Source organism: Thermodesulfovibrio sp. 1176 (genome assembly GCF_029946585.1).
Lineage (GTDB): Bacteria > Nitrospirota > Thermodesulfovibrionia > Thermodesulfovibrionales > Thermodesulfovibrionaceae > Thermodesulfovibrio.
Window position 1 is genome coordinate 19,894 of record NZ_JARZRZ010000007.1, and the last position, 22,458, is coordinate 42,351.

Annotated in this window: 22 protein-coding genes and 1 pseudogene; 1 reads left to right on the forward strand and 22 read right to left on the reverse strand. The window is 33.0% G+C overall.

The window, feature by feature from the left end:
- Window positions 1–12 precede the first annotated feature (12 nt).
- The 16 genes from QI155_RS10400 to QI155_RS10475 all read right to left on the reverse strand — a co-directional run bounded on the left by QI155_RS10400 (window position 13) and on the right by QI155_RS10475 (window position 15,345).
- Complete coding sequence (locus QI155_RS10400; protein ID WP_281321571.1) at window positions 13–573, reverse strand: hypothetical protein; 561 nt, start codon at window positions 571–573, stop codon at window positions 13–15.
- Between the two features lie 42 nt (window positions 574–615).
- Window positions 616–1,188 (reverse strand): hypothetical protein, encoded by a 573-nt coding sequence (locus QI155_RS10405; protein WP_281321572.1) that lies wholly within the window; start codon window positions 1,186–1,188, stop codon window positions 616–618.
- Between the two features lie 3 nt (window positions 1,189–1,191).
- Window positions 1,192–1,443, reverse strand: coding sequence for a hypothetical protein (locus tag QI155_RS10410; RefSeq protein ID WP_281321573.1), 252 nt, complete (start codon window positions 1,441–1,443; stop codon window positions 1,192–1,194).
- Window positions 1,444–1,445: 2 nt separating this feature from the next.
- Complete coding sequence (locus QI155_RS10415; protein WP_281321574.1) at window positions 1,446–3,542, reverse strand: WcbI family polysaccharide biosynthesis putative acetyltransferase; 2,097 nt, start codon at window positions 3,540–3,542, stop codon at window positions 1,446–1,448.
- Between the two features lie 6 nt (window positions 3,543–3,548).
- Window positions 3,549–3,692: a DUF4214 domain-containing protein gene (locus QI155_RS10420; RefSeq protein ID WP_281321575.1), complete on the reverse strand. Its 144-nt coding sequence runs from the start codon at window positions 3,690–3,692 to the stop codon at window positions 3,549–3,551.
- Window positions 3,693–4,268 (reverse strand): adenylyl-sulfate kinase, encoded by a 576-nt coding sequence (gene cysC / locus QI155_RS10425; RefSeq protein WP_281321576.1) that lies wholly within the window; start codon window positions 4,266–4,268, stop codon window positions 3,693–3,695.
- A 13-nt stretch (window positions 4,269–4,281) separates the two neighbouring features.
- Window positions 4,282–5,889, reverse strand: a complete 1,608-nt coding sequence (locus tag QI155_RS10430; protein WP_281321577.1) for a glycosyltransferase family 1 protein — start codon at window positions 5,887–5,889, stop codon at window positions 4,282–4,284.
- Window positions 5,867–6,547: an ABC transporter ATP-binding protein gene (locus QI155_RS10435; protein ID WP_281321578.1), complete on the reverse strand. Its 681-nt coding sequence runs from the start codon at window positions 6,545–6,547 to the stop codon at window positions 5,867–5,869. The genes QI155_RS10430 and QI155_RS10435 overlap by 23 nt, the downstream gene beginning before the upstream one ends.
- Window positions 6,537–7,340 (reverse strand): ABC transporter permease, encoded by an 804-nt coding sequence (locus QI155_RS10440; protein ID WP_281321579.1) that lies wholly within the window; start codon window positions 7,338–7,340, stop codon window positions 6,537–6,539. The genes QI155_RS10435 and QI155_RS10440 overlap by 11 nt, the downstream gene beginning before the upstream one ends.
- An 11-nt stretch (window positions 7,341–7,351) precedes the next feature.
- Entirely contained in the window at window positions 7,352–8,446 is a 1,095-nt protein-coding gene (locus tag QI155_RS10445) for a hypothetical protein (RefSeq protein WP_281321580.1), read from the reverse strand.
- The gene (locus QI155_RS10450; protein ID WP_281321581.1) at window positions 8,427–9,701 is read right to left on the reverse strand and encodes a capsular biosynthesis protein; all 1,275 of its coding nucleotides are present in this window, start codon (window positions 9,699–9,701) and stop codon (window positions 8,427–8,429) included. Before QI155_RS10450 ends, QI155_RS10445 begins: the two co-directional genes overlap by 20 nt.
- The gene (locus tag QI155_RS10455) at window positions 9,679–10,767 is read right to left on the reverse strand and encodes a hypothetical protein (RefSeq protein ID WP_281321582.1); all 1,089 of its coding nucleotides are present in this window, start codon (window positions 10,765–10,767) and stop codon (window positions 9,679–9,681) included. Before QI155_RS10455 ends, QI155_RS10450 begins: the two co-directional genes overlap by 23 nt.
- Complete coding sequence (locus QI155_RS10460; RefSeq protein ID WP_281321583.1) at window positions 10,745–11,995, reverse strand: glycosyltransferase family 1 protein; 1,251 nt, start codon at window positions 11,993–11,995, stop codon at window positions 10,745–10,747. Before QI155_RS10460 ends, QI155_RS10455 begins: the two co-directional genes overlap by 23 nt.
- A gap of 9 nt (window positions 11,996–12,004) precedes the next feature.
- Entirely contained in the window at window positions 12,005–13,141 is a 1,137-nt protein-coding gene (locus QI155_RS10465; protein WP_281321584.1) for a polysaccharide biosynthesis/export family protein, read from the reverse strand.
- A gap of 121 nt (window positions 13,142–13,262) precedes the next feature.
- Window positions 13,263–14,501, reverse strand: coding sequence for a hypothetical protein (locus QI155_RS10470; protein WP_281321585.1), 1,239 nt, complete (start codon window positions 14,499–14,501; stop codon window positions 13,263–13,265).
- Window positions 14,482–15,345 (reverse strand): tyrosine-type recombinase/integrase, encoded by an 864-nt coding sequence (locus tag QI155_RS10475; protein ID WP_281321586.1) that lies wholly within the window; start codon window positions 15,343–15,345, stop codon window positions 14,482–14,484. Before QI155_RS10475 ends, QI155_RS10470 begins: the two co-directional genes overlap by 20 nt.
- Window positions 15,346–15,483: 138 nt before the next feature.
- Here QI155_RS10475 and QI155_RS10480 point away from each other — a divergent pair, with 138 nt between their 5' ends.
- Window positions 15,484–16,053, forward strand: a complete 570-nt coding sequence (locus QI155_RS10480) for a hypothetical protein (protein ID WP_281321587.1) — start codon at window positions 15,484–15,486, stop codon at window positions 16,051–16,053.
- 61 nt (window positions 16,054–16,114) lie between these two features.
- Here QI155_RS10480 and QI155_RS10485 read toward each other — a convergent pair whose 3' ends face one another.
- The 6 genes and pseudogenes from QI155_RS10485 to QI155_RS10510 form a co-directional block, all read right to left on the reverse strand.
- Window positions 16,115–16,441, reverse strand: coding sequence for a hypothetical protein (locus QI155_RS10485; RefSeq protein WP_281321588.1), 327 nt, complete (start codon window positions 16,439–16,441; stop codon window positions 16,115–16,117).
- A gap of 2 nt (window positions 16,442–16,443) precedes the next feature.
- Window positions 16,444–19,605 carry a conjugal transfer protein TraG N-terminal domain-containing protein gene (locus QI155_RS10490; protein ID WP_281321589.1) on the reverse strand — a complete coding sequence of 1,054 codons (3,162 nt, stop codon included), beginning with the start codon at window positions 19,603–19,605 and terminating at the stop codon, window positions 16,444–16,446.
- 1 nt (window position 19,606) lies between these two features.
- Complete coding sequence (locus QI155_RS10495) at window positions 19,607–21,010, reverse strand: conjugal transfer protein TraH (RefSeq protein ID WP_281321590.1); 1,404 nt, start codon at window positions 21,008–21,010, stop codon at window positions 19,607–19,609.
- 95 nt (window positions 21,011–21,105) lie between these two features.
- On the reverse strand, window positions 21,106–21,570 hold the full coding sequence (locus tag QI155_RS10500) for a TraV family lipoprotein (protein WP_281321591.1): 465 nt from the start codon (window positions 21,568–21,570) through the stop codon (window positions 21,106–21,108).
- Window positions 21,558–22,259 carry a PH domain-containing protein gene (locus QI155_RS10505; RefSeq protein ID WP_281321592.1) on the reverse strand — a complete coding sequence of 234 codons (702 nt, stop codon included), beginning with the start codon at window positions 22,257–22,259 and terminating at the stop codon, window positions 21,558–21,560. Before QI155_RS10505 ends, QI155_RS10500 begins: the two co-directional genes overlap by 13 nt.
- A gap of 14 nt (window positions 22,260–22,273) precedes the next feature.
- Window positions 22,274–22,458: pseudogene (locus QI155_RS10510) on the reverse strand (conjugal transfer protein TraB); the annotation flags it as partial.

Below are 22,458 nucleotides of genomic sequence, written 5' to 3' on the forward strand. Positions count from 1 at the left end.
TGTATCAAACTTTTATTTAACGCTTTTTACTTTCTCAAGCATATAAAAGGATGAGTTTACTCTACAGTTGTCGTATTCAGGTATTACAAATTTCCATTTATTGTCTTTGGGCAATTGATTAGGATTAATTACTGTAGGCAGGACTGCTGTGCCTTCGTCAAACTCATCAAGCATGGCAAGATAAAAATCTTTTATTCCCATCTTTTTCAGGGCAAGGAACTGTTTTTCTAAAAATAAACCGCAATGTCTTGGTGCATGGTTAAACTCTGCTTGGTTTCCTCTTGCATTCTGTAAGTTATACCATGAGAAACCCGGAAACACTACGGGTAAATATTTTTTACCTTTATCTTTCAAAAAGGCTATATCCTGTTTAACAACTCCTTCGTAATAACTTTTCATAGATACTTCGTTTTTGAGTCTGCCAACCATCCAGGGAGATAAAATATCGTACTGTAAATAAGTATTAAGCCAAAGTGAGTCTGATTTTGAATCTCCCTCTAAGGTTCTCCACTTTGATGGAATACCACCAAGCAAGGAAAAACCTGAGTGCTTTAAATTTCTTAATAAAGCCAAAGTATCCGATGGATTTCCCGGTCTTCCTTTAAAACCAAAACCTCATATACCGACAAGAGGCTTGCCATTTACTTTGTAGTAATTCTCTAAATTAAAAAGCCCATATTTTTCTTTCAAAAAGGTTATGTCTTTGTCTATTAAGTCATAAACTTTGCTTTCCTCTGCACCGCTTATGTCATACATAATGAAAAACTTTATATTTTTATTTTTAGTTACACTGATTATGTTTTCTAAAACATTATTTCTTCTTTTAAAACCTCTCTCTTTGCTTATTTCGTTTACAAACCTTTGCAGTGCTAAAGTGTCTATTCCATATTTCTCTGCAAGGTTTACGTGAACTTTAACTATTTCTCTGTTTTGAGAGGAAAATAACTTTACAGTTTTTCCATCCTTTGTTTTTATGCTCGTGTTACAAAGAGAGGATTCAGGATAAATAGATATATCAGGAAGCAGATCAACAGTAAAATGTCCTTTATGAAACCAATGTTGCCAATCTTTGTTTCCCTCATAATCTTCAGGGCAACCAAACCAACCTTGATAACCTGCAATAATCTCTGCAGTACTTGTTGAAACTGCTAAAAACAGAAATATTAATACAATAAAAAACTTTTTCACCTATTACCCTCTTAAAAATTTCTGAATAACCTTTTCTATTGTTGGATCTGCATCGTCATAGGTAGATAAAAATAATTCAATTAAACGCACTTGATTTAAGGAACAACAATTAGGACATCTTGCCTGCATGTGTATGGTATAGCGGTCAAGACAAAACAGAGCATTCTTAAGAGGTATCATGCATTTACCATACATTTTTTTGATAACACATTTTTCGTCAATTTCTTCAAATTTTCTTGTAGATATTACTTCCATAGTTACCACCAAACCTTTGCTAAAATTTTGTTTTCTTGTTCACTTCTAATATTTTTTACCTGCTGATACAATAAATTATCCAATTCAGTTAATTCTTCAATTGCAGACAAAACAGTTTCATTTACGTCAAAGGAAGGTTTTTCTTTTTTAAATCCAGGTTTACCTATGTTGTTTTCTGTAATATTTACTTTTGCATCCTGCAAATCAACATCATCACAACTAAAACCAAGTCTATTAAACATTTCACACACATCTTGATTAAACTGCTCTTGTAATCCAATATAGAAATATTCCTCAATCTGTTCGTGTATTAATGGAATTACTCTCTTATTAAGAAAAGACATTCTTTTGTTCTCATCTTTAAAAGATTCCTCCAATGCATCTTTTAAGGTATCTCTGAGTTTGTATCCCATAAATCTACCAAACATATCATTCCAAAGGAGTTTTCTAACTTCCTCTGCTCTAAAAAACTCCTCTATACTGTATTTGTTGGCAAGTTCTACTGCTGTGTTTCCTTTGTGAAACTCAGGGTCATGAGACCACCAGAATTTATAAAGAGATATAAGTCGTTTAATTGGATCTCTTAAAAATGTAACAAGTTTAACTTCTTTTCTCTGAACAAGAAGTCTTACTGTTTCATAATCAGTATGCCCAAATATTACATCGTAGGTATAAGAAAAATTAGCAGGTAACAGATAAAGGTTATTAAACAGTGGCGAAACTTTATTTTCCCCTACTTTTTGTTTAAATAACCAATGAAGTGATTGCCCTGCAGTTTTTGGAATGTGGATAAAAACTGTTGCAGGGTTTTCGTAAGCGTAAGCAATATGACCACCATAAAGCATGTGGTGAGGTCTATCATGAGATTTCATTAAAAATTCTTGAGAATTTATTATGGATTTTATAATATCGCTAATAGAACTGCCTGTCTGTAAATTATTTTGCAATGCTTGATAACCGCTTGAATCAGGCATTCTGTTAAGAAGTCCAAGGTAAAGTTGTTTAATTAATTCGTCATTTTTAACTAATTTGCTTTTGCTTTTAAACTCCTCTGAATTAGCAAAAATTTTTATTAAATCTGAGAGAATAAGTTCATCTTTATTTATTTTATTTAAATAAAAAGCATACCCACTTTGATCGGGATTTCTATCAAAAAACCCAAGATAAAATTGAGATATTATGTCTTTTGAAGAAAACATTTTTGATTCACTGATTTGATTGTCCATTTGATTGATTAAAATTTTAACCTCTTCTAAAGAAAGAATTTCTTCTTTTTTCTCGTTGTACATTTGATAGCTTTCTCTTATAAAATCTTCAAGAGACATCATAACCCCATTATATCCATCTGCTTTTTTAAAAAATATCGGTGTTTTATAAGACAATCTATGATAATCTGAAATCTCAGGATAAACGCTCCACCAGATATGATCTGAAAGAGGGTTAATAAGTAGTTGATGAGGAAACTCCTCTGTTTTAATTCCCAATTCTTTACATATCTTTTTGCCAAAATGGTAAAAAATATAAGAAGTAGGATGATTAAATATAAAAAGAGAATGCTCTTTCTTTACTAACCCTAAAAATTCCTGAGCAAAGCCTATATCACATCTTTTATTTCTCTCAAGTAATTCTTTGGCAGATTGTTCGTATATATCAAAATAGCCAAGCCTTTTATATTCGTCATAATTAAATTTTTCCAAACATTCCTGTTCCGTTAGCCCTTTTACAAAACTATGAAGAATAATTTTTGAATGATAAATTTCAAGCGGACTTTTAAGTCTATTAAATATATCACCAACACAGACAGCATCTGGATGAAGCCCTGCAAAATATATATTGTCAATTATATAGGTTTTATCAGGATACAGAGATTTAATATTTTCAGTTTTCCAGAAATCAAATCTATCGTGATTAATATAAAAAGTTAAAATTATATCGTAGTTTTCTATATTAGCCTTTGCATGTTGAGAATATTTATTAAACTGCTCCGTATTGTTAATTATATTAAGAGGAACAAAGTTAATATTGTTTTTGCCAATTATTAATTTAAAATATTCAACCAAGCCCATATACTGACAGTTAGCAATAATTAATATTTTCATACATTATCACCTCCAATTAATTATATCTGATATAGATTTACCATTCCTTATTTGTTCAGAGTAATGTTCCCACCCATACTGATCAGGCTCTCTTCCAAAAATTCCCAAATAAAGTTGTCTAACTATTGCTTCTGCTGTTATTTTTTCCATTTAGTTTTCTCTAAAAAATATAAAATTTATAATCTTTTCCACTGTTTCCCCTACTGTATTTAAGGAAGTATCAATCACAAGGTCTGCTTTGCGAGGTGGTTCATACACATCGCTTATTCCTGTAAAGTTCTTAATCTCACCCTTTAGTGCCTTTTTATACATTCCTTTTACATCTCTCTGAATGCACATATCAATAGGTGGATTTAAGTGGACAAGCACAAATTCGTCATCCTCAAAAAAGGACTTTACTGCTTGTCTTGTTTTTTCATAAGGACTTACTAAGGCACAAATTACAATACCACCATGCTTCACTATTTCACTTGCTATGTATCCTGCAAGAAGGTTGTTCTTTATCCTTGCTTCTTTAAAAAAATCACCATTTGAAAGAAATTGTCTTATTATGTCTCCATCAATTACTGTTACAGTTTTGCCTAAGTTTTCAAAAAACTGCTTTAAAGCATTTGATATTGTTGTTTTTCCTGAACAGGGTAGACCTGTAAGCCATATACAAAGCCCTTTAGGTTTAATATTCTCTATATCTTCTATATATTTTTCTAAATATGTTTCTATTTGCATACTCAATCACCTCTTAAAAGTTTTTTACAGGTTCAAATACCTGTTTCTGAACAGAAATATCCTCATTAAGAAATGCTTCTTTATGGGTAAGTACTTTTTCAGTTAACTCCTGCCACATTGGTAAAATTGCTTCATAGGTGTAGCACTCTGAAACCTTAAACCCTTTTTGTATGAGCTCTTCTCTTCTGTTTGTATTTTCCATAATGCTTTTAATTGCCTGTGCAGTAGACACTGTTGAGTGAGGATTAAAATACTCACAAGCGTCTTTATATACTTCTCTGTGCACAGGAATGTCTGATGCTGCAACTACACCACCGCAACGCATTGCCTCTACTCCTGAAAAGTCAAAACCTTCTACAAAACTTGGACAAACTGTTGCCTCTGCAAATCTGTAAAGCACCCTTAAGTCTGATGCAGGCACTTTATTTAAGAAAAATACCTCACCCATGTCTATCCAAGAACGAAACTTTTTCATAATAAGATCGTAATCCCATCCAAGATCGCCAACCACAATAAGTTTTAAGTCTCTATAACCCTTTGCCCTTAACATTTCCCACGCAGAAAGAAGTCTTGCATGGTTCTTTCTTGGCTCAACAGTAGACACAATAAGTAAGTATTTAAAGGGTTTACCAAAAAGTTTTTTATGATAGAAAAGTTCTTTTTCTTTGTTGTTAAAGAATTTAGGGTAACATTCTTCTTTTTGTAAATTAATTCTTGAATGAATTATGTCGGGAACCAAATTAGAATCTGCTTCTTTATCGTAAAAGTAAAAGGGTGAAATAATGTTATGTATTACAAAAGCTCTTTTCTCTACTTCAGGGAATATAGAAAGTAATTGTTGTCTTGTAAAATCTGAAACACAACAAAAGTAAGCACCATCCTTTACATTCTCAAATAGTGCATTATAATGATGAGCCTGATGTCTTGCTTTGTCTGAAATAAAATGAGGATGAGTTACAGGTATAGCATCGTGGTATCTTACAATGTGTATTGTATTTTTGTGTATTCTTGCAGGATAAGGTGTTTGTGATATAAATATGTCATATTTTTTTGTATCAATGTAAGGAAATATAGGTGATTTAAAATAATTTAAAGAGAGAATCCCTGCAGTATGCATTACATGCCATGGAACTGTGTTTACAGCAAAGTCACATTTCGTTACAAGATCGTATTTATCAGAAGTAAGAGATTTGCTAAAAAGTTTCGTCCATATAAAACTATCAAACCTTTTACCTTCAAGTTTTGTTAATTTAACTTTTGATAGTTTAAACATGGAAGATAAAAACATTACTCTTGCAGTGAGTTTCTTTTTAAAATACTCCTGTATTTTCTCAAACTTTGTTACTTCAGGTCTTTCATAGGCAGAAAGCACCATTCTTGACATTTTATTCATTGCTCTTGCAAGGGGATAGCTCATTTTCAAAACCTTATCGTTGTCTTTCAATGCAGGAAGCAAAAAAGGTCCGCCTCCTGTCTGAATCATTCCTTCTGCCTCTATATTGTCAAGACTTCTTAGGATACTAAAAAGCAGTCTTGTCTCCTGTGGTATGCCTGCAAATCCATCCATTGCAGGTCTAAGTTCAAGTAAAACCTTTGGTTTACTCATTTTTGCACGCTTCATAATAATCCCTTGCCTCCTTAAATGTTTTAAAATTTGTTAATACTCCATCGTGTAATACATAAAACTTGTTGCAATACTGCTCTAATCTTTTGTAATCATGAGATACAATTACAAAGGAACGATCCTGTCTTTTCTTAAAGAGTTCTTCGTGACATTTACTGTGAAAGCGACTATCTCCTACTGCCATCACTTCATCTATAAGATAGCAGTCAAACTCAACTACTAAAGATATGGCAAAGCCAAGTCTTGCACGCATACCAGCTGAATAGGTCTTCACAGGTTCATAGAAAAATTTGCCTAATTCTGCAAAATCCTGAACAAACTCCACCTTGTCTTCCCATGTTTTATCGTAAACTCTACATATAAACCTTAAGTTGTCAAAACCTGTAAGAGATTCCTGAAATCCACCTGTAAAGGCAATTGGGAAACTTACCTTCATGCTTCTTTCAATTACTCCATTATCAGGCCTGCTTACTCCACCAATAATACGAATAAGAGTAGATTTGCCTGCACCGTTTATTCCCATTATTCCTACTTTTTCTCCATAGGAAATCTCTAAATTAACACCTTTAAGTACTTGATGAATTTCTCTATTGCTTAATCTGTAAGATTTCCTTATGTTTTCTAACCTTAGGTATCTGTTTCCGTTAGTACTCAAGTTCAATTCTCCTTCCTACATAAATAAGAAATAGCATGCCTGTGAACATTAACAATAGGTTAAAACTTATTACATAGGGAATGTCGTAATAGGGAGTAAAGGCATTGCCTAAAAAACCATACCTAATAAGTTCCACACAACTTACCATAGGTATATATACTGCGTATTGCCTAAAACTCTCAGGTAACCACTGCACAAGGAAAAATGCACCTGAAATAGGTAGCATAAAATAGGAAATGGGATGCCAAAATCTCTCAATCACGTCGCTTATCTCTGTAAGTGATCCAATAAGCAATCCAAGACCTAAAGCAAACCAACAGAGAAGTAACCAACCAATAACTATGTAGAATATGTCATATACAGGAGTAAAAACATTGGTAAACAAAAATATACAAGATATAAAAACAAAAGCACCTGTTACGCCAAGCAGTTCAAGAAATGCCCTTGCAAAGAATATGTCTATGAGTTTTACGTTCTGATGATACATTAAGGCTAAATTAGGTTCAATTGCCTTTACAAGCCTATTACCCATATTACGCCAACATAAAACTGTTATGTATCCTGTAAAGGCAAACTCTGCTATGGGAAACTTTATATCCCTTGTTGCATGAAAAGTGTTCCACATTAGCACTACACCCATTGTAAATAGCATAGGTTCAAGAAATAACCATAAGAAGCCAAGGTTTCTTCTGCCAAACCTTGTAATAATCTCACGCATCATAAGGGCATGCACTACCCTTGACTGAACCCTTAAACTGTTTAGAAATTCCTTAACTTCACCGTTAATTTTCACTTTTACCTACCTTAAATGGATTTATGCTCTCTTACTCCTGCTATAAGCAGAGAGACAATGCCCCAAAGGATAAAACCCACTGCAAATACAGTGAATATGTTTTTTAGCTCTTTAGGTTCCATTGCCTTATCAGGCATGGTTGGTGATTGCACTGTTTCAATAAATAGGTGTTTCATAAATGCCTGAGACTGTGCCTGTATGTATGCCTGAATATTGGCATTTAACTCTGCCTGTAGTGTCTGTAGTTCTGCCTTTGCAAGTTCAAGTGATACAGAATGTTTACCTGTCTGAGAAGCTAAAATCCCAAAATTTTTGTTTGTTTCACTTTCAATTCTCTTAATGTCATCCTTTAAGGTTTTAAGCACAGGGTTTTCAGGTGCTAAGGACTGAATACGGGCATACTCAAGTTTTTTCTCTGTAAGTTGTTTCTGTAACTCTGTAATTATCTGCACTTGACTTGCCACCTGTGCTTCAGAAGAAACCACTCCTGTCTGTTTGAAGAAGGAGACAAGTTTTTTAGAGGCTTCGTCAATTTTTCTTCTTGTCTCATTTATCTGCCCTTCATAGTAAGACATAGCAGTTAATGAGGCTCTTTTGTTTATGAGGTTTATAAAGTTTTCTGCCTGTGTTAGTATTTCTTTGTTTAATTCGTAAGCAGTCTTCCCATCAAAAGCCCTTGTCTGTATGGTTACAAGGTTTGATGCGGTGTCAACCCAAGCATTTACTACTTTACTTGTGTAGTAAAGATAGAAGTTTTCATCAGAATTGTCTATTCCAAGAGGATTAAACTTGCTTAAAAGGTCTCCTTTATTGCCATAGTAATTTTTAATATCAAACTGTTTGTTTAAAAGGTTCATGGTATCTCTACTCTGAGAAAACTGTGTTACAAGAGAAGAGCCTGAAGAAGAGGCGTCTGATACTCCAAAGGATTTCAAAAAAGCACCTATGCCTGATGTGGTATTGTCTCCTACAGTTTTTATAATTACCCTTGATTCACTTATATAAACAGGTGAGGCTATTATTAAATTGTAAAGAGCAGTTAAAAAAGTTGGCATTAAAACAAATATCACAAATAGCCATTTACTTTTAACTTTGGTTAACTTCATGCAAAGCTCCTTTTTCCAATGAAATTTTTGTCTCCCTATATATAGGGTACACTGATGTATCAGAGAAGAATTTTATGCCACAGTTGTTTTCCTTTGTTATCTTTTTGTAAAAACTACCATTTGCCTGTGTGTTTAAAATTACATAGGTTGTAAACTTTTCTATTAAGTCATTATCAGGGATAAAAATGTCTTGCCAAAATTCATTCAATGTATCCTTATATACAATTCCATCTATATCGTAAATAGCATTTCCTATTATTTTTAAAGGCTTTCTGTGCTTTAAAGCGGTCATTCCACAGGTACTGTTAACCATTACGCAACCAATACTGTTGGCGATTAAAAGGTCAATACACCCTGACTTAAAGTATTTAACTCTATCTGAAATCCCTAACATGAGAGATCTCTTGTAAATGTAATCAGTATAATCATTTAATCCTAAGTCAAAAGGATGGTGTTTAAACACTAAATAGGTGTCTTTAGGTGCATAGGTACTAAAGGAAACTAAAACATCCTCTATGAATTCGTAGACATCCTGATAAGGTGAGTGCATTCTTATTTGTGAGTCCACAGACATCTGAAGTGGAACAAAGTAATAGTTGTTTTTATGTTTACTTATAAAATCATTAATTTTTGGATTTTGAGTTTTATCGTAATAAAATTTTAGGAATCTTCCTTTAAGTAAACCTAAAGCGTATTTGTTAATTTTAGGAACTGAAAAATCCGATGACCTAAATATAGGCTTAAGCAAATTAAAGGAAAGATAATAGACAACAGAATATAAAAATCTATAAGCACTTACTTTGCCTACTTTTGTAATGTTAATCTTTTTTGGTAAATCAAGCCCTTTATAGAAATTAGCATCCTTTGGCAAAGAGGAATAACCGTTTACTCCACCTTTTTCAAAGGTTATAAAATCAGGTCTAATGTATCCCTGTTCAAAAACGTAGAGGTCAACTTTTAAGTTCTGAATTGCCTTTTTAGCAATTCGGTGAACAGGTTTACAGTCGTTAAACACTACTACTGCGTCAATGTCATTTTGAACTATATAGTCTTTTATGAAATTGCCAATCTCTCCGGGTTTGCCTGTGTAGTTAACCGCACCAAAGGGATAAAATATCCAATCACCACCGTTAAAGTTAATTTTGTGAATACTTTTTGCTACTTTCTTTAAGTCTTTAGATAGCCTCTTAAAAAATACAAACTGAGACTGAAGTAATAAAACATTTTTACCTTTAAACTCTTTTAATGGATCCATTCTCTAAATGCTCCTTTACGGATAAAATGGTTTTTTTAAAAAAGTCTGCTACTTTTTCTTTTGCAGGGATTTTTATCCTTACAAGGTCTTGGTTTTGTTTTATTCTTGCTATCTCTGCAATAGCTTCCATGGCATTTATCCTCTGCCCTGTTATAAGACTTACATACATGGGATAGACAAAATAAGCACCATAGACAAGTTGTTCCAAAGTAAGATGATTTTTTCTTCTTTCAACAGGATATATATCCTCTGTAAGCCCCCATCCTGCATAAAAAGGTTGTCCATAACAGACTACTTTCTTGTGTTGCAGTAATGCCTCAAATCCAAAGAGAGAAGTCATAGTATGTATTTCATCAGCGTGTTTGATAAGACTAAAGGTGGAAAAATTTTCCACTACCTCATCAGCATACTCATAATACTGTTTTTTACTTGTGTGGTTAACTCTACAATTCCTGTAAATATCAGGATGAACCTTAAAGACTATGTAGGAATCAGGATTTCTCCTTCTTACTTCTTTAAGTAAAGTAAGATTATCCTTAACCACAGGGCTTCCATACTGAATAGATTTGTCGTTTTCTACTTGTCCGGGAACTACTATTATTTTTCTGTTAACTTTTACTTGCCATTCGTTTTCATTGAGATTATACTTATTTATCTGATAAAGTCTTATCAAGTTAATTATTTTTCTTGCGGTTTGTTCAATTGTTTCTGTACTTTCTAACTCATTTAATATATGCTCAAGCCTGTTTTCAGAGGTAGAGTCAAAATAAATCCCTAAATCATCAAAAACAAGGGATATAGGCATTGTATGTTCTGCACCAAGACCAACTGAACGAACAAAGCCATCCTCCACGCTTATTACATTAAGCCCTTGTATTTGTGGCAAACTGTATTGTTGCCTTACAGACCATACAAGCAGGTTAACTTCACCATGTTTGTCAATTGCTTTTTGTATATGTTTTTCAGTTCTCAGATTGCTCTTTAAGCTTACAAACCTGCTTACTATGTATTGTTTCCAAGAACTGAATTGATAGGAATAAGCATTAATGTTGCTCTGATAAAACAAAGCCCTTGTTTACCTCCTTTGCAAAAATTTCCTCTGTTGAATCAATTAAGGAATGATCTAATAAAGCTTCTCTTAATTTATAGAAGTGATAATTCCAACTGTATTTACCAATGTATTTTAGGTTTCTTTTCTTTCTCTGTATCTGTTCTGCAATAAAACTATCTTTACTTTTCATTAGTATTTGTAATACTGTATCTACCCAATCAGAAGCATCGTTCCAATTGCAATAAATAGGTATGTCTTTGAATAATTCAACAAAGGTTGAAATATTACTACATATCACAGGTATATCAAGCATAATTGCTTCAAGTACAGGTAAGCCAAAGCCTTCATCAATGGATGGCATTAAAAGTGCCTGAGAGTTTTTTAATAGTGCCTTCAATTCTAAGTCATTACATAAACCTATCTCTCTTATAAAATTTGAAATACTGCTTCTTTCAATAAAATCTATAACCTGTTCGTTTTCCCACCCTCTACGACCTATTAAAACCAATTGAGGCGTTCTTTCTTTTAACAAAGAATGCAAGGCTTTCCACGCATAAAACAGTATGAGATGGTTTTTTCTTGGTTCAATAGTGGAAAGTACTACAAAATATTTATCTTTAAGGTTAAATTTTTCTTTTACATAAGAGAAGTCTATATCAGGTGTTTCTATAAACTTTGAAGATAATCCTAAGTAATTAACTTCAATTTTCTTTATATCTACCGGCAACTTTAAATTGTCTTCCGCATATTCTATTAATTTTTGCTTTGTCTGATAAGAATTAACAAGAATTAAATCATGTAAGGCTAATATATTTTCTATTCTTGTTTTGTGTTTTTGGTTTTCCTTATCCCTTACCAATTCAGGATGTTCTAAAGGAATGAGATCGTGAACCATGAAAACAGATTTTAAGTTGTATTTCTTTAAAACTTTAGAGTAATTTTCTTTTTCAAGACCTCCTGAATGGGAGAGATTAAAAAACAACTCACCCTCAACAGAATCTGTAAGATTAAATGGAATTAGAGGCAAGACTTTCTTTAATCCTTCTTTATCTGATGAAACTATTTTATCAATAAGTAAAGTTGAAAGCCTTTCATTTATTACCCATAACCTGTTAAACAGAAACAGAGAGGTTTTTGTTTTATCTCTGAAGTAGGATAAATACTCTATGCAAACTCTATCTATTCCTGTTGGTTGATACCCCTTAAGTGTTCTTCCTATAAGTCTTGTAATGTCTATTATCATATCCCCACCTTATTTATTTGTTGTTAGCCTATCAATCATAAATATTGGTGAAATTGTATTAGTTATAAGATTAAGAAAATGCTGATACTGAACAGATGGTGCAGTGGCTACATAAACAATATCGCCATCCTTAACCATGAAGTTTTTTGTTGTAAAGAAACTTTCAGGCTTACTTAAATCCACATTGTAAACAACAGGAATACCCTTTTGTGTTTCTACTGCCTTAGTTAGTTTTAATTTTTCTACTGTATCTTTGCCTTCAAATCTGAATACAAACACTCCCTTTGCATTGGCAAGATTTGGATTAAGTCCACCTGCTCTTGCAAGTAACTGATTAAGGTTAATTCCTTTTGCTTCAAACTCTATCTCTTCGTTTTTACCTGTAGCACCAAGCACAGTTACAGACTGATTTTTATAGACAACAGTTATAATGTCTTTTGGAGCCACGTTTAGATTTAATTCAGGATTTTTAATTATTTCATCTAAAGGTAAAGAGATTTTTTTACCTGTTCTGTCTATCTGTACTACTGTTTTTTCCACAGGAGAAACCACTCCACCTGCCTGGGCAAGCACGTCAAGTATGGTGGTGGTGTTATAGCCAAGTTGTATTTTTCTACTTTCCTTTACAGTGCCAAAAACTGTTACAAAGGAAGAGTCTGCATTAAGTTGTCTTACAATTACAGTAGGATTATTAGCCTTTCCTTTAAAGGCATTCTTTATCTCCTCTGAAAGTTGATTTACTGTTTTACCCTTTGCAACAACCTTGCCTACATAGGGAATTACTATTGTACCATCCTCTGTTATTATCTGAGCTGGTAAAACATAAGCAGTTGATTTTTCTGCAACAGGTAATAATACAGGAGGATACTGCTCCTGTATTATTACCTCAACAACATCGCCTATCCCAAAACATGGAAAATATTTATCTGTTTTAAATTCTGATACAGAAAATTTTAAATTAGATTCAAGCAAAGAAACATTTTTAAAATTTAGTTCAACCACAGTTATTAAAGGTTCTATGTTTCCAGATTTAACTTCCACTGCAGAGGAATAAACCTGATTAGTCATAGGTCCTGACTGAGGTAAAAAACCTGAACAACCTGATAAAAAACAAACCATTGAAAGTGCAACAATTATTTTTTTCACTATTACTTCTCCCTTTAAAATATTTACCTCTATATATAGGGTACATGGATGTATCAAATTATACAATTTTTATCTTTCTAATGGAAGAAGTTTCTCGAGAAAACTCCAATTTATCCACAAATTAAATAGCTTCGTTGATTTTAAAAAGGCTTTTAAAATGTTCTAAAATAAGGTTTTTTGATTGTTCTAATGTTAATGAAAAATTTTTAAGATAAGTTTTTCTAATTAAATCTATTACTTCTTTATTAAAACTTTTTAAAGTAGAGCTGCTCTCTAAGGCATAGTAAACAAATATTGCCTTATTTTCCTCTAAAAACTCTATATCAACTAAAGGGGAAAGATTCCCAAATAACCACATGTATTCTGTTTTAAGAAGTTTCCTGATACAGTGTAAATAGGCATATTTATAAAATTCTTCAAGGGTTACAACTACTGCAAAATCATGTTTTTTGTCTATAAAGGTTGTATTTCTTTTTACAGAGTTTAAATCTCTAAAGGAATAATAATAAAGCCCTATTGGCGATTCTTTTAGTAAAGAGTTTTTCCTTGGTTGATATTTATTTATATAACCATCTGTAGTAGAATAATCATTAAGCACAAATTTCTTATCTGTGTTAAGTATTTTAAATTCAAAATTTTCTATATAATCATAAGTCATTCCATTTTTATCCCTTTCATAAAGGGCAATCATAACTGTAAAAGGAGAAGTTCTTGAAGTGTATTTAAACATAGTGCTTGGGAACAAAACACCTTTAACAAGCCTATAATTAGAAGTAAAATCTTTAATTCTTACAAAATTCCATCTTTTCCCAATGTAAGAAAAAGGATGAACGACACAAACTAAATCTGCTTTTAATTTATTAAAAGCTTTTAAAAAACATATTCCTATGTCATTATCATAGAGATCAGGATCACAAATAAACTCTCCTTTGCCATTTTTTTTATAAACAGAGGTAATATCGTTATAAGGAGGATTACCTGTTATTATTAAAAAATTATTTCTCGGTATTCTAAATTTACTTCTTCTTACTTTAAGCAAAGAATTAGTGTGTATAACTTTATCTTCATCTAATTGGTTTCTTAAATAATTAATAACAGAATAATCATAATCAATTGCTCTGTAATCATAGTCTTTAAAAGGTAGAATAAAAGCTCCTGCTCCTGCAGAAAGGTCCGCTACTGTAATGTCTTTATTTTTTAAATAAGGGCTAATATATTCCACTGTTTTACTTACAATTTCCGGAGGAGTATAAAAGGCACCTATTGAGATTTTTTCTTCCTTTGATAAATGCTTTGCCTGATAAGGAGATACAATTCTGTTGTAAAGTAAATAAAACTGTTTAATTTTCTTCGGTTTCACCCTTTCTCCTTAAAAGTTTTTCTAATGCCTCTTTAGCAAGTTGAGGCTTTACCTTTGCATACCTCATGGTAGTGTTAAGAGATTTATGACCGCATATTTCTGCAATTATTCTTATGTCTACCCCTTGTGAAAGCAACTCTGTTGCACAGGAGTGTCTTAGCCAATGAGGAGTTATTTCCTCTAACCCTACTCTTTGAGCAATTCTCTTAAGTTGATTGTAAAGAGTGTTATAGGTAAAGGGAAATAACTTATCAGTATTTTTATACTTTAATTCGTGATATTTAAAATACTGAATAAGAATATCTTTTAATTGTTCTACCACAGGTATGTTTCTGTATGTGCCACCTTTACCTTTTACCTTTATATACAGGCTACTATCTATTTCTACAATGTCTCTTCTGCTTAAGGAAAGAAGTTCTCCCGCTCTCATTCCTGTGTAATAAAGCATTTTTATTACTATTTCTTCCTCAAGATCCTTACAGGCATTAAATATATTTTCAATTTGAACTCTATTTAAATAGGAAGGAATTTTCTGTGATACCTTTGGTCTTAATATTTTTAAATCATCTATTTCTATGGTTTTTATTTTATATACTTGTCTTAAAAACTCAACAAAGTTATGTATAGCAGAAAGGGCTACTGCAACAGAGGAACTCAGAGACTGTTTACTGTAAAGATAAGATTTATAGTGCATTATATCTTCAAATGTAAGGGCATCTACAGGTTTATCTCCTGTAAATCTGATAAGGCCCTCTATGGCACGACTATAGGTTTTTATAGTTGCCTGAGATTTTAAACCTGAGAGATACTGCTTATATTTTTCTAATGCCTCTGTTAGTACCATAAATTTATCTCCTATTAATAGGGTACATGAATGTATCAAAAATTAATTTTTTTATTATAATAAAACGCAAAGGTGAAAATTTGATACATTGCGGTACCCTATGTATAGAAAAACAAAACTTGGTGAGGAGGTTTAGGGATGAGGAAAGCATATTTAATTCCAGAGGAAACCATAAGAAAAACTCTGCCTGTAAATTTTGAGACTTTGATAAAAAAACTCAAAAGAAAAAGTTTTATGAACAATATTCCTGTTGTTTTTCAGATTCCTAAAGATATATCCAAGGATGAATGGATAGTTTATGTTAACACTAAGAAAGCACTTGATATTTTTGGCAAAGAGGAAATTAAAAGAAATATGCAACTGCTTACTCAAGAGGATGTAAAATTCATTAGGATAAAACCAAATACGAAGCTATTACCTTTTTCTGTTAAGCAAAAACTATTCTTAGGCGGAGCCCTGCTTTCTTTAATTATCTTGTTTATTGCGGGATACTATCTTGCTCTTATACCTTTCGGAGTTATATCGCTAATTATCTTTTTAAATAACGCATTAATATACAACAACTTCAGTTGGAGCAAAACAATGGATATTAATGTGAAACTAAATAAAGACGATGACACTCTATTAGAACACATAAGAAATGACAGCTTTAGAGGTGGAATTTTAGGAGTAGATGGATTAAGTCCTGCTTGGGACGATGATTTATAAAAAACTAACAAATTTTATAAAACTTTTTGCCGTGCCTTTCTTATAAAATAAGAAAAGATTATTACGTGATTAAACTTTTAGCTTTAATTAAAGCATATAATTCTAAGGCAGTTTCTTTTTGTAATTCTATAGTATAAAGAGTTTTTGCTAAAAAATTTTGCTCATTAATTAAAGCTAATATAATAATTCCTGCATTGTTGTTTATTATATCCTCTAAGGGTAGTTTTTCTATGGGAATATAAATGCCTTCTCCTATAAAGGCATAAATCTCATCGTTAAATTCTTGCAGAACAGGTTTTTTCCATACTATTTTTTCAGGTAATTCTTTAAAGAAAAACATAACTCCATTTTTAATATTAAGTCCGCCAAAAGGTAAAAATTTTTCCATAATCACCACCTAAATTTTTCATTTTTTAAATTAAGAGGATTTTTATTTTGTAATGGATTATATCCGGTTAACACTTCTACAGGTCCTGCAAGCCTTTCTGCTTCATTTACAATCATTAATCCTAATGCACCTGTATTTTCATGAGTATTATTAAATCGTTCTACTAAATTATGAACTGACTGCTTTTTACCTTTAACAAAACCAAAATCAGGTCTTTCGATATTTAAATTTACGCCAGAGTTAACTGACTCAGGATTGCCTGTCGGATTAACAAGCTTTTGTCCTGATAATCCGGCACCTTCTTTATAAACTGCATCTCCAATTGTTTGAATTTGGGTTTCTACTTCTTGAGGATTAACTCCTGTAATAGGTTTATTTATGTATTTCCATAATTCGCCATAATCTTTTGCAGTAGACATTTTTCGCAAATCAGAATCTGCCTGAGCTACGGTATCAACATTAACAGCCCCATATCTTGCAAGAACGTATTGATGGAAAATTGCGTTTTGAGAATTTAAATCAAGATTTTCTCCAAAAGACTTAGATTTCTCAAATTGTTGTGCAATTGACTCTGATACATTGTAAGAAAATTCTTTTGATTTTGATCTAACATATTCAAAACCACTTCTGTTAGATACTACATAATCCCATCCTTCCTGTTTTGCTTGTTCAAAAGCAGTTTTTATCTCATTTATTTGTTCTGAAGTAAGTTGTGATTTGCTTTCTATTCCTGTAGACTTGTCATATCTTGTCATTACTCCTGTTTTAAAGTCAATATTACCACGAACATTTGGCCCAGAAAAACTTATTCCCATACCTCCTGAAGCATCAATTTGCCAATTAGAAATCTCATTCTTTTTAAATCCAAGCGTTTTTGATAAACTTTCACTTGAAGCAAGTCTCTCTCCAAATGATTGAGAAAACACATTTCTAAACTGTTCGCCTGTTTGTTCTCTATATTCTCCCGAAGTTGAATCAAACCACTTGTTCATTATAGAATCTGCAAATTTTTTAGTTGTCTGATCAGTTCTTAACGCCTGTGCTGATTGCTTATAAGCCACTCCTTCACTAATTGAACTTCTAACCGGTGCGTCCATGCCTAATAATGCATAATTGTTTCCTCCATCAGTAAATACAATTGCACCGCTACCTAACTGAACATATCCTTTCCCGTTTCCATAAGAAACTACTTTTCCTCCTCCACTTTCAAATGATGAAAGTTTCCCATAAGATACTATTCGAAGTGCAGCATTGCTAAGAACTTGTCGTCTATCTTCTATACCTGGGAAAGAACCAACATGCATTTCTCCAGAAGTATCACCACGAATTATTGCTCCTTCTATTCCGTTACCTTTATTATATAAAGAAATATTTTTTGCGTACTGTTCAGCTAAACTTGCTGTCTGCCCTTTAACAACATTGTCAAACCCCAGTCTATTAGTAGCATTTAATGTTGCTATTCCACTCGCTGCACCACTCAATAAATTTCCCTCTGTTGCTTGTGCTATCCTATTCGCTCCAAGTCTACTTCCAAACATAGCCTGTCCTCTTAATTCACCCGCTCCTTTCTCTGCAAGCCCGCTCATTAATGCTCTGGAACCACCCATCGCAGCAGCTGCATTAGACCATGTCTGAGTCGGCAAAATCTCACTTTGTAATACTCCACCTGCATTCTTAAGGAGACTACTACCATAAGCAGCACCACTGCTTTGTGGCATTCCTGAGATAGAACCTGCAAGCATGGCGAGTGCAGTACCACCAAATTTAACAAGCATGCCTGATATTACAGAGGCAAGCATAAGCCCTGACCAACGAAGTGCTCCAAATGTTGCAGCTACTCTCGCAGTATAATCTGGCCACATATACATTGCTTTAAAGCCTATGTCTAAACTGTTTGCTCGCATCATTTGAGATGCTTGTTGAGCCAAATCCATTCCGAAACCATGTACAACTGCATCTATTATTCCCCATAATGCAAGCCATACAAACATGCCTAAAACAAGCGATAATGCCCTTCCCGCAATAGGTGTAGCAGCAAAAAGAAGTAAAAGAGGCGTAATACTTATTGCTACTGAAGTAAGAGATTCTTTTAAAACAGGTATCCACGAATTTGCATGAACTCCTAATCCTATAAACTGAGATTGAGTTTGACTTGTCGCTAACTTAGAAATAGAGACAGAAGGAGATTTTGAATTCGAAGCATCTAAAAAAATTTCAGCCATTATTCTTTGTGCATTATACAAAGCTAACCCTGTTCCTGATGATATATTGGGCAAAGTATATTGAAGCGTAGATTCCATTAAATTACTACAAGCATTTAAACTTGCTCCACTTGAGTTAAATCCTCTTGACGAACATATTGTTTTTAAAGATTCTTGATTTATTTTAGCAGTATTTATTATAGATGCTACTTGTTGTGCAGCATTATAACAAGTAGTTGTTGTTCCTACACTATTATCTGTATAAACAACTGTGTATAAAACAGGATTTGCACTTTCCATTATGATGGTATCATATTTTTGTTCCCCTGAGGCTATTTTGTTCAAATCTAAATTTGTTCCTTCTCTATTAAGTTCAAAATACACACAGTCTAAAACAAATCTACTTATTGTTGAAAACTCATTTGGAGACAACAAAGAAGTTACGCTAACTGTATCTAACAATGCCCAACCAGTTCCTCCTGCATTTAATCTGTAATCAGATGCAGGATCTGAACTTGTAGATACTATGTCTATAAAACCTTTTTCAATTTTGTTGAGCATTCCTGCTGAAGTTGCAAGTATCAAAGGAATTCCATCTACTTCCTCAGGACCTCTATTAAGTAACTCATCATAAATGATAAGTTTATCCTTTGGTGCAATAAACGCAGCATAAATTGCCATTCCTGCAATTACAGGTGTTGCCCACGAAAGCCCACCTGCTCTTGCTCCTATTGCTATTCTAATGTAAGTTGAAGCAAATATTGTTATTGCACCAAGAACAATAGCAGAAATAAATAAGCCTTTATAACCATTGTCACTAAATATCAGTGCAGTTCTTTTCCAGGCATTAACTGCAGCATCATATCCACCATGGGTAATATACTCCCATGCTGCATCTGAAACAGAAGGTAAAGCAAAATAAATTACTGCAGAAAGTATAAATATATTTAGCTTAATTCTCATGTTACCTTCCTAAAACTTTTTGTGCTAATGAGGAAGAAAATCTTTCAGATAACTGTTTATATACATAATCTTCAAAATTTTTATAAGTAAACGCTATCTCAACTGTGGTTTTATTTTCCTCAAGGGCAGCCGCATAAGTAGACCTTGCATATTCATAAAATGTTTGTGCTCTTGCAATTAACTGCAACATTTTCTCTCTTATGTGTTCAATGTTACAAAGTTTATCAGGATCACTACCATTCGTTTTGTAAGATACTGCTTCCATTTTCCCCAATATTTTGTAAAGGTTTATATACACATCCAAAAAAGCCTGATAAAGCATTCCTTTAGCAACAGGATCAGCCATTGCAGGTAAAATAGAAGTATCTCCTGTCATACTTGAATACTTTATAAAGTTATAAACAGGTAAAGGTGATACTTTAAACATATTTTCCATCTCTGTAGTTAGATGTTGCTTTGTTTTTAATTTTAAATTTGCATCTATAAGATATTGACTTACTTTGTCTCTAAAAGACTGAACAGAATCAGACTGACATCCCTGAGTAAAAGGAGTATCCCTTTTGAAAAGTTTTCCTTCTTTAAAAGCACCAAAGGCATTTTCTTCACAGGAAGGCGTTAAACTTCCATATATGGTAGATGGGCCTGCTTTTATAACTAAATCTCCTATCATTCCTCTTATCAAAGGAGCAAGGCTATCATATCCACCTATTTGAGCAATATACCCAATTACTCCTTTGTTATCACCTGAGTTGTCTATTATTCCCTGTAGTTCAGTTCCGCAACCTGCATACTGTTCAGATGGAGAAGGAGTTTGATTTGTTTTTGTTGTTGCACTTGCACCTTTTGCAGTAATAGAGTTGTATAAATCAGTTAATCCTGTTGTTTTAATTGCTGCTTCTGCAGCATCTGTAAATTGCTTTCCTACATCATTTTTAGCTAAATTTATTGTTGTAAAAGGTTTCATCATAGCACATTCGTTTAACTGAATAGAGTTTAAAGCATTGATTATATCTTCTGCTTTACCTACTATACCTTCAAGTTGTGCACTTAATGTGTTTAAGGCAATTTGAAACGCTACAATAGGTGCTGCCTGAATAAGCCTTTGAAACTTCTGCACAAGATAATCAAAATTGGTAAAACCAAAACCACCAAGAAAAGCGTCTATACCACCACAACCTGCTTTAAGTCTTGGTGCTTCTATGCTAAACAGATAATCTGTTGATGACGGTATTCTTGCACTAAATGAACCTGCAGTAAAGTATCCTCTTTTCTGCCCTTCAAAGTAGTTGGGTCCTGATGATACCTGCTGATCAAACCAATTATCCAACCAACCACTGTAAGCAAAAGGTGGAAAAATTAGAGAAACAACAAGAATAATTGCGGTTATGTTTTTTATTAATGCCATGGCATCACCTCAGAAAAAATATATAGAGAGAATTCCTCTCTCTATATATAGGGTACATTCAAGTATCATTATTGGATAAGGACTTTGAAAGGGCTCTATTTAACCTCATCTTCTAAAGGCAAACTCTTTAAGTTCTGTAATATCCATTGAGGTTCATCCACAATTGTGTAAACATATCTTGCAGAGTAAAATTCTTTACCTGTTGTATCCTGATAAGGAAGTATCATTACTCTTACAATTTTGGGAGGTGCAATTAAAGGAGTTTTTGGATCTTTAAGAAGTTGAGATAATTTTGTAAATAAAGCATCCTTGTAAGCATCTTCAACAGGAGAATATTCCATCTGTGTCTGGTCTTTTTTAGACTTTTGCTCCTCAAGAGTGATTGGTTTTCCTGTTACTGATTCCTGATAGGCATGCTGAATAGAAACGCATTTGCCATTTTCCATTAATGGGCATGTAAAGTTCTCACTGTAAGGATTCATAGCTGATGCACAACCAAAAGTTATTGCTGAAACTGCTAAAAGTAAAAATTTTGCTCCTTTCTTAATTAAGGTCTCCATATTTTTCCTCTCCTTTCAAATATTTCTTGATTTGTATTATTAGTGTTATTTCCCTTAGCATCTGCTCCCTCATAACTCTCTTTTTGTTCGTCTGTTGTATTCTGATCAAAAGTTGTATCAACTGTTTGTTGTAAAACCTTTTCTGTTGTCATTTCAACCAAAACAGTTCCACAAAATCTGCATTTAAGAGCGTCTTTCTTTATTAATTCCTTGCATATAGGGCAAGGTGCTGTATCAGATGGAATAATATTTTGAGTTACAAACTGATTTTGTGCCTCTATTATTGCTGCTTGAAGCATTTCAGGTTTTGAAATTAAATTTGCCTTGGTAAGTCCAAGCTCAGCGGCAGACTGAATAAACACTCCACCATAACCAAGCATTCTGCCAAGAATGTCTTTAGAACAAGTGATGTTGTTAATTTTATCAATTGGAGTTTCTTTTGAATAAAAAATCACAATCCCTTTTTCATCAATAAATCTTCTGTTGGTTACTACCCAAATATTAAATTTCCTTTCAAGATGGATATAAAGCATAACGACAATTCCAAGAACAATTCCCAAAAAGGTTTGTTTAATAAAGCTTGCTGCTAAAACAATTGCTATAGCTAAAAATAATCCTATTAAATAAACTATCCAATGTTTTTTAGCTATGTATATTAAGCTTTCACCTTCCTGAAGTTTTGTTCTCACAAGCTTATCCTCTTTTAATTTTTAAAGTTATACTCTTTAATCTCTAACTCAATGCCTTCGCTTACTACTAAAGTCACATTTCTTGTTGCCTGAATTTCTATAATTGGAATTGTCTGTTGAGCAAGGTCAAGATAAAACTTCTGTATGTTCTGAGCTGCCTGCTGTATTCCTGCACCAACTGCTGCCTGTGCCATTTTGC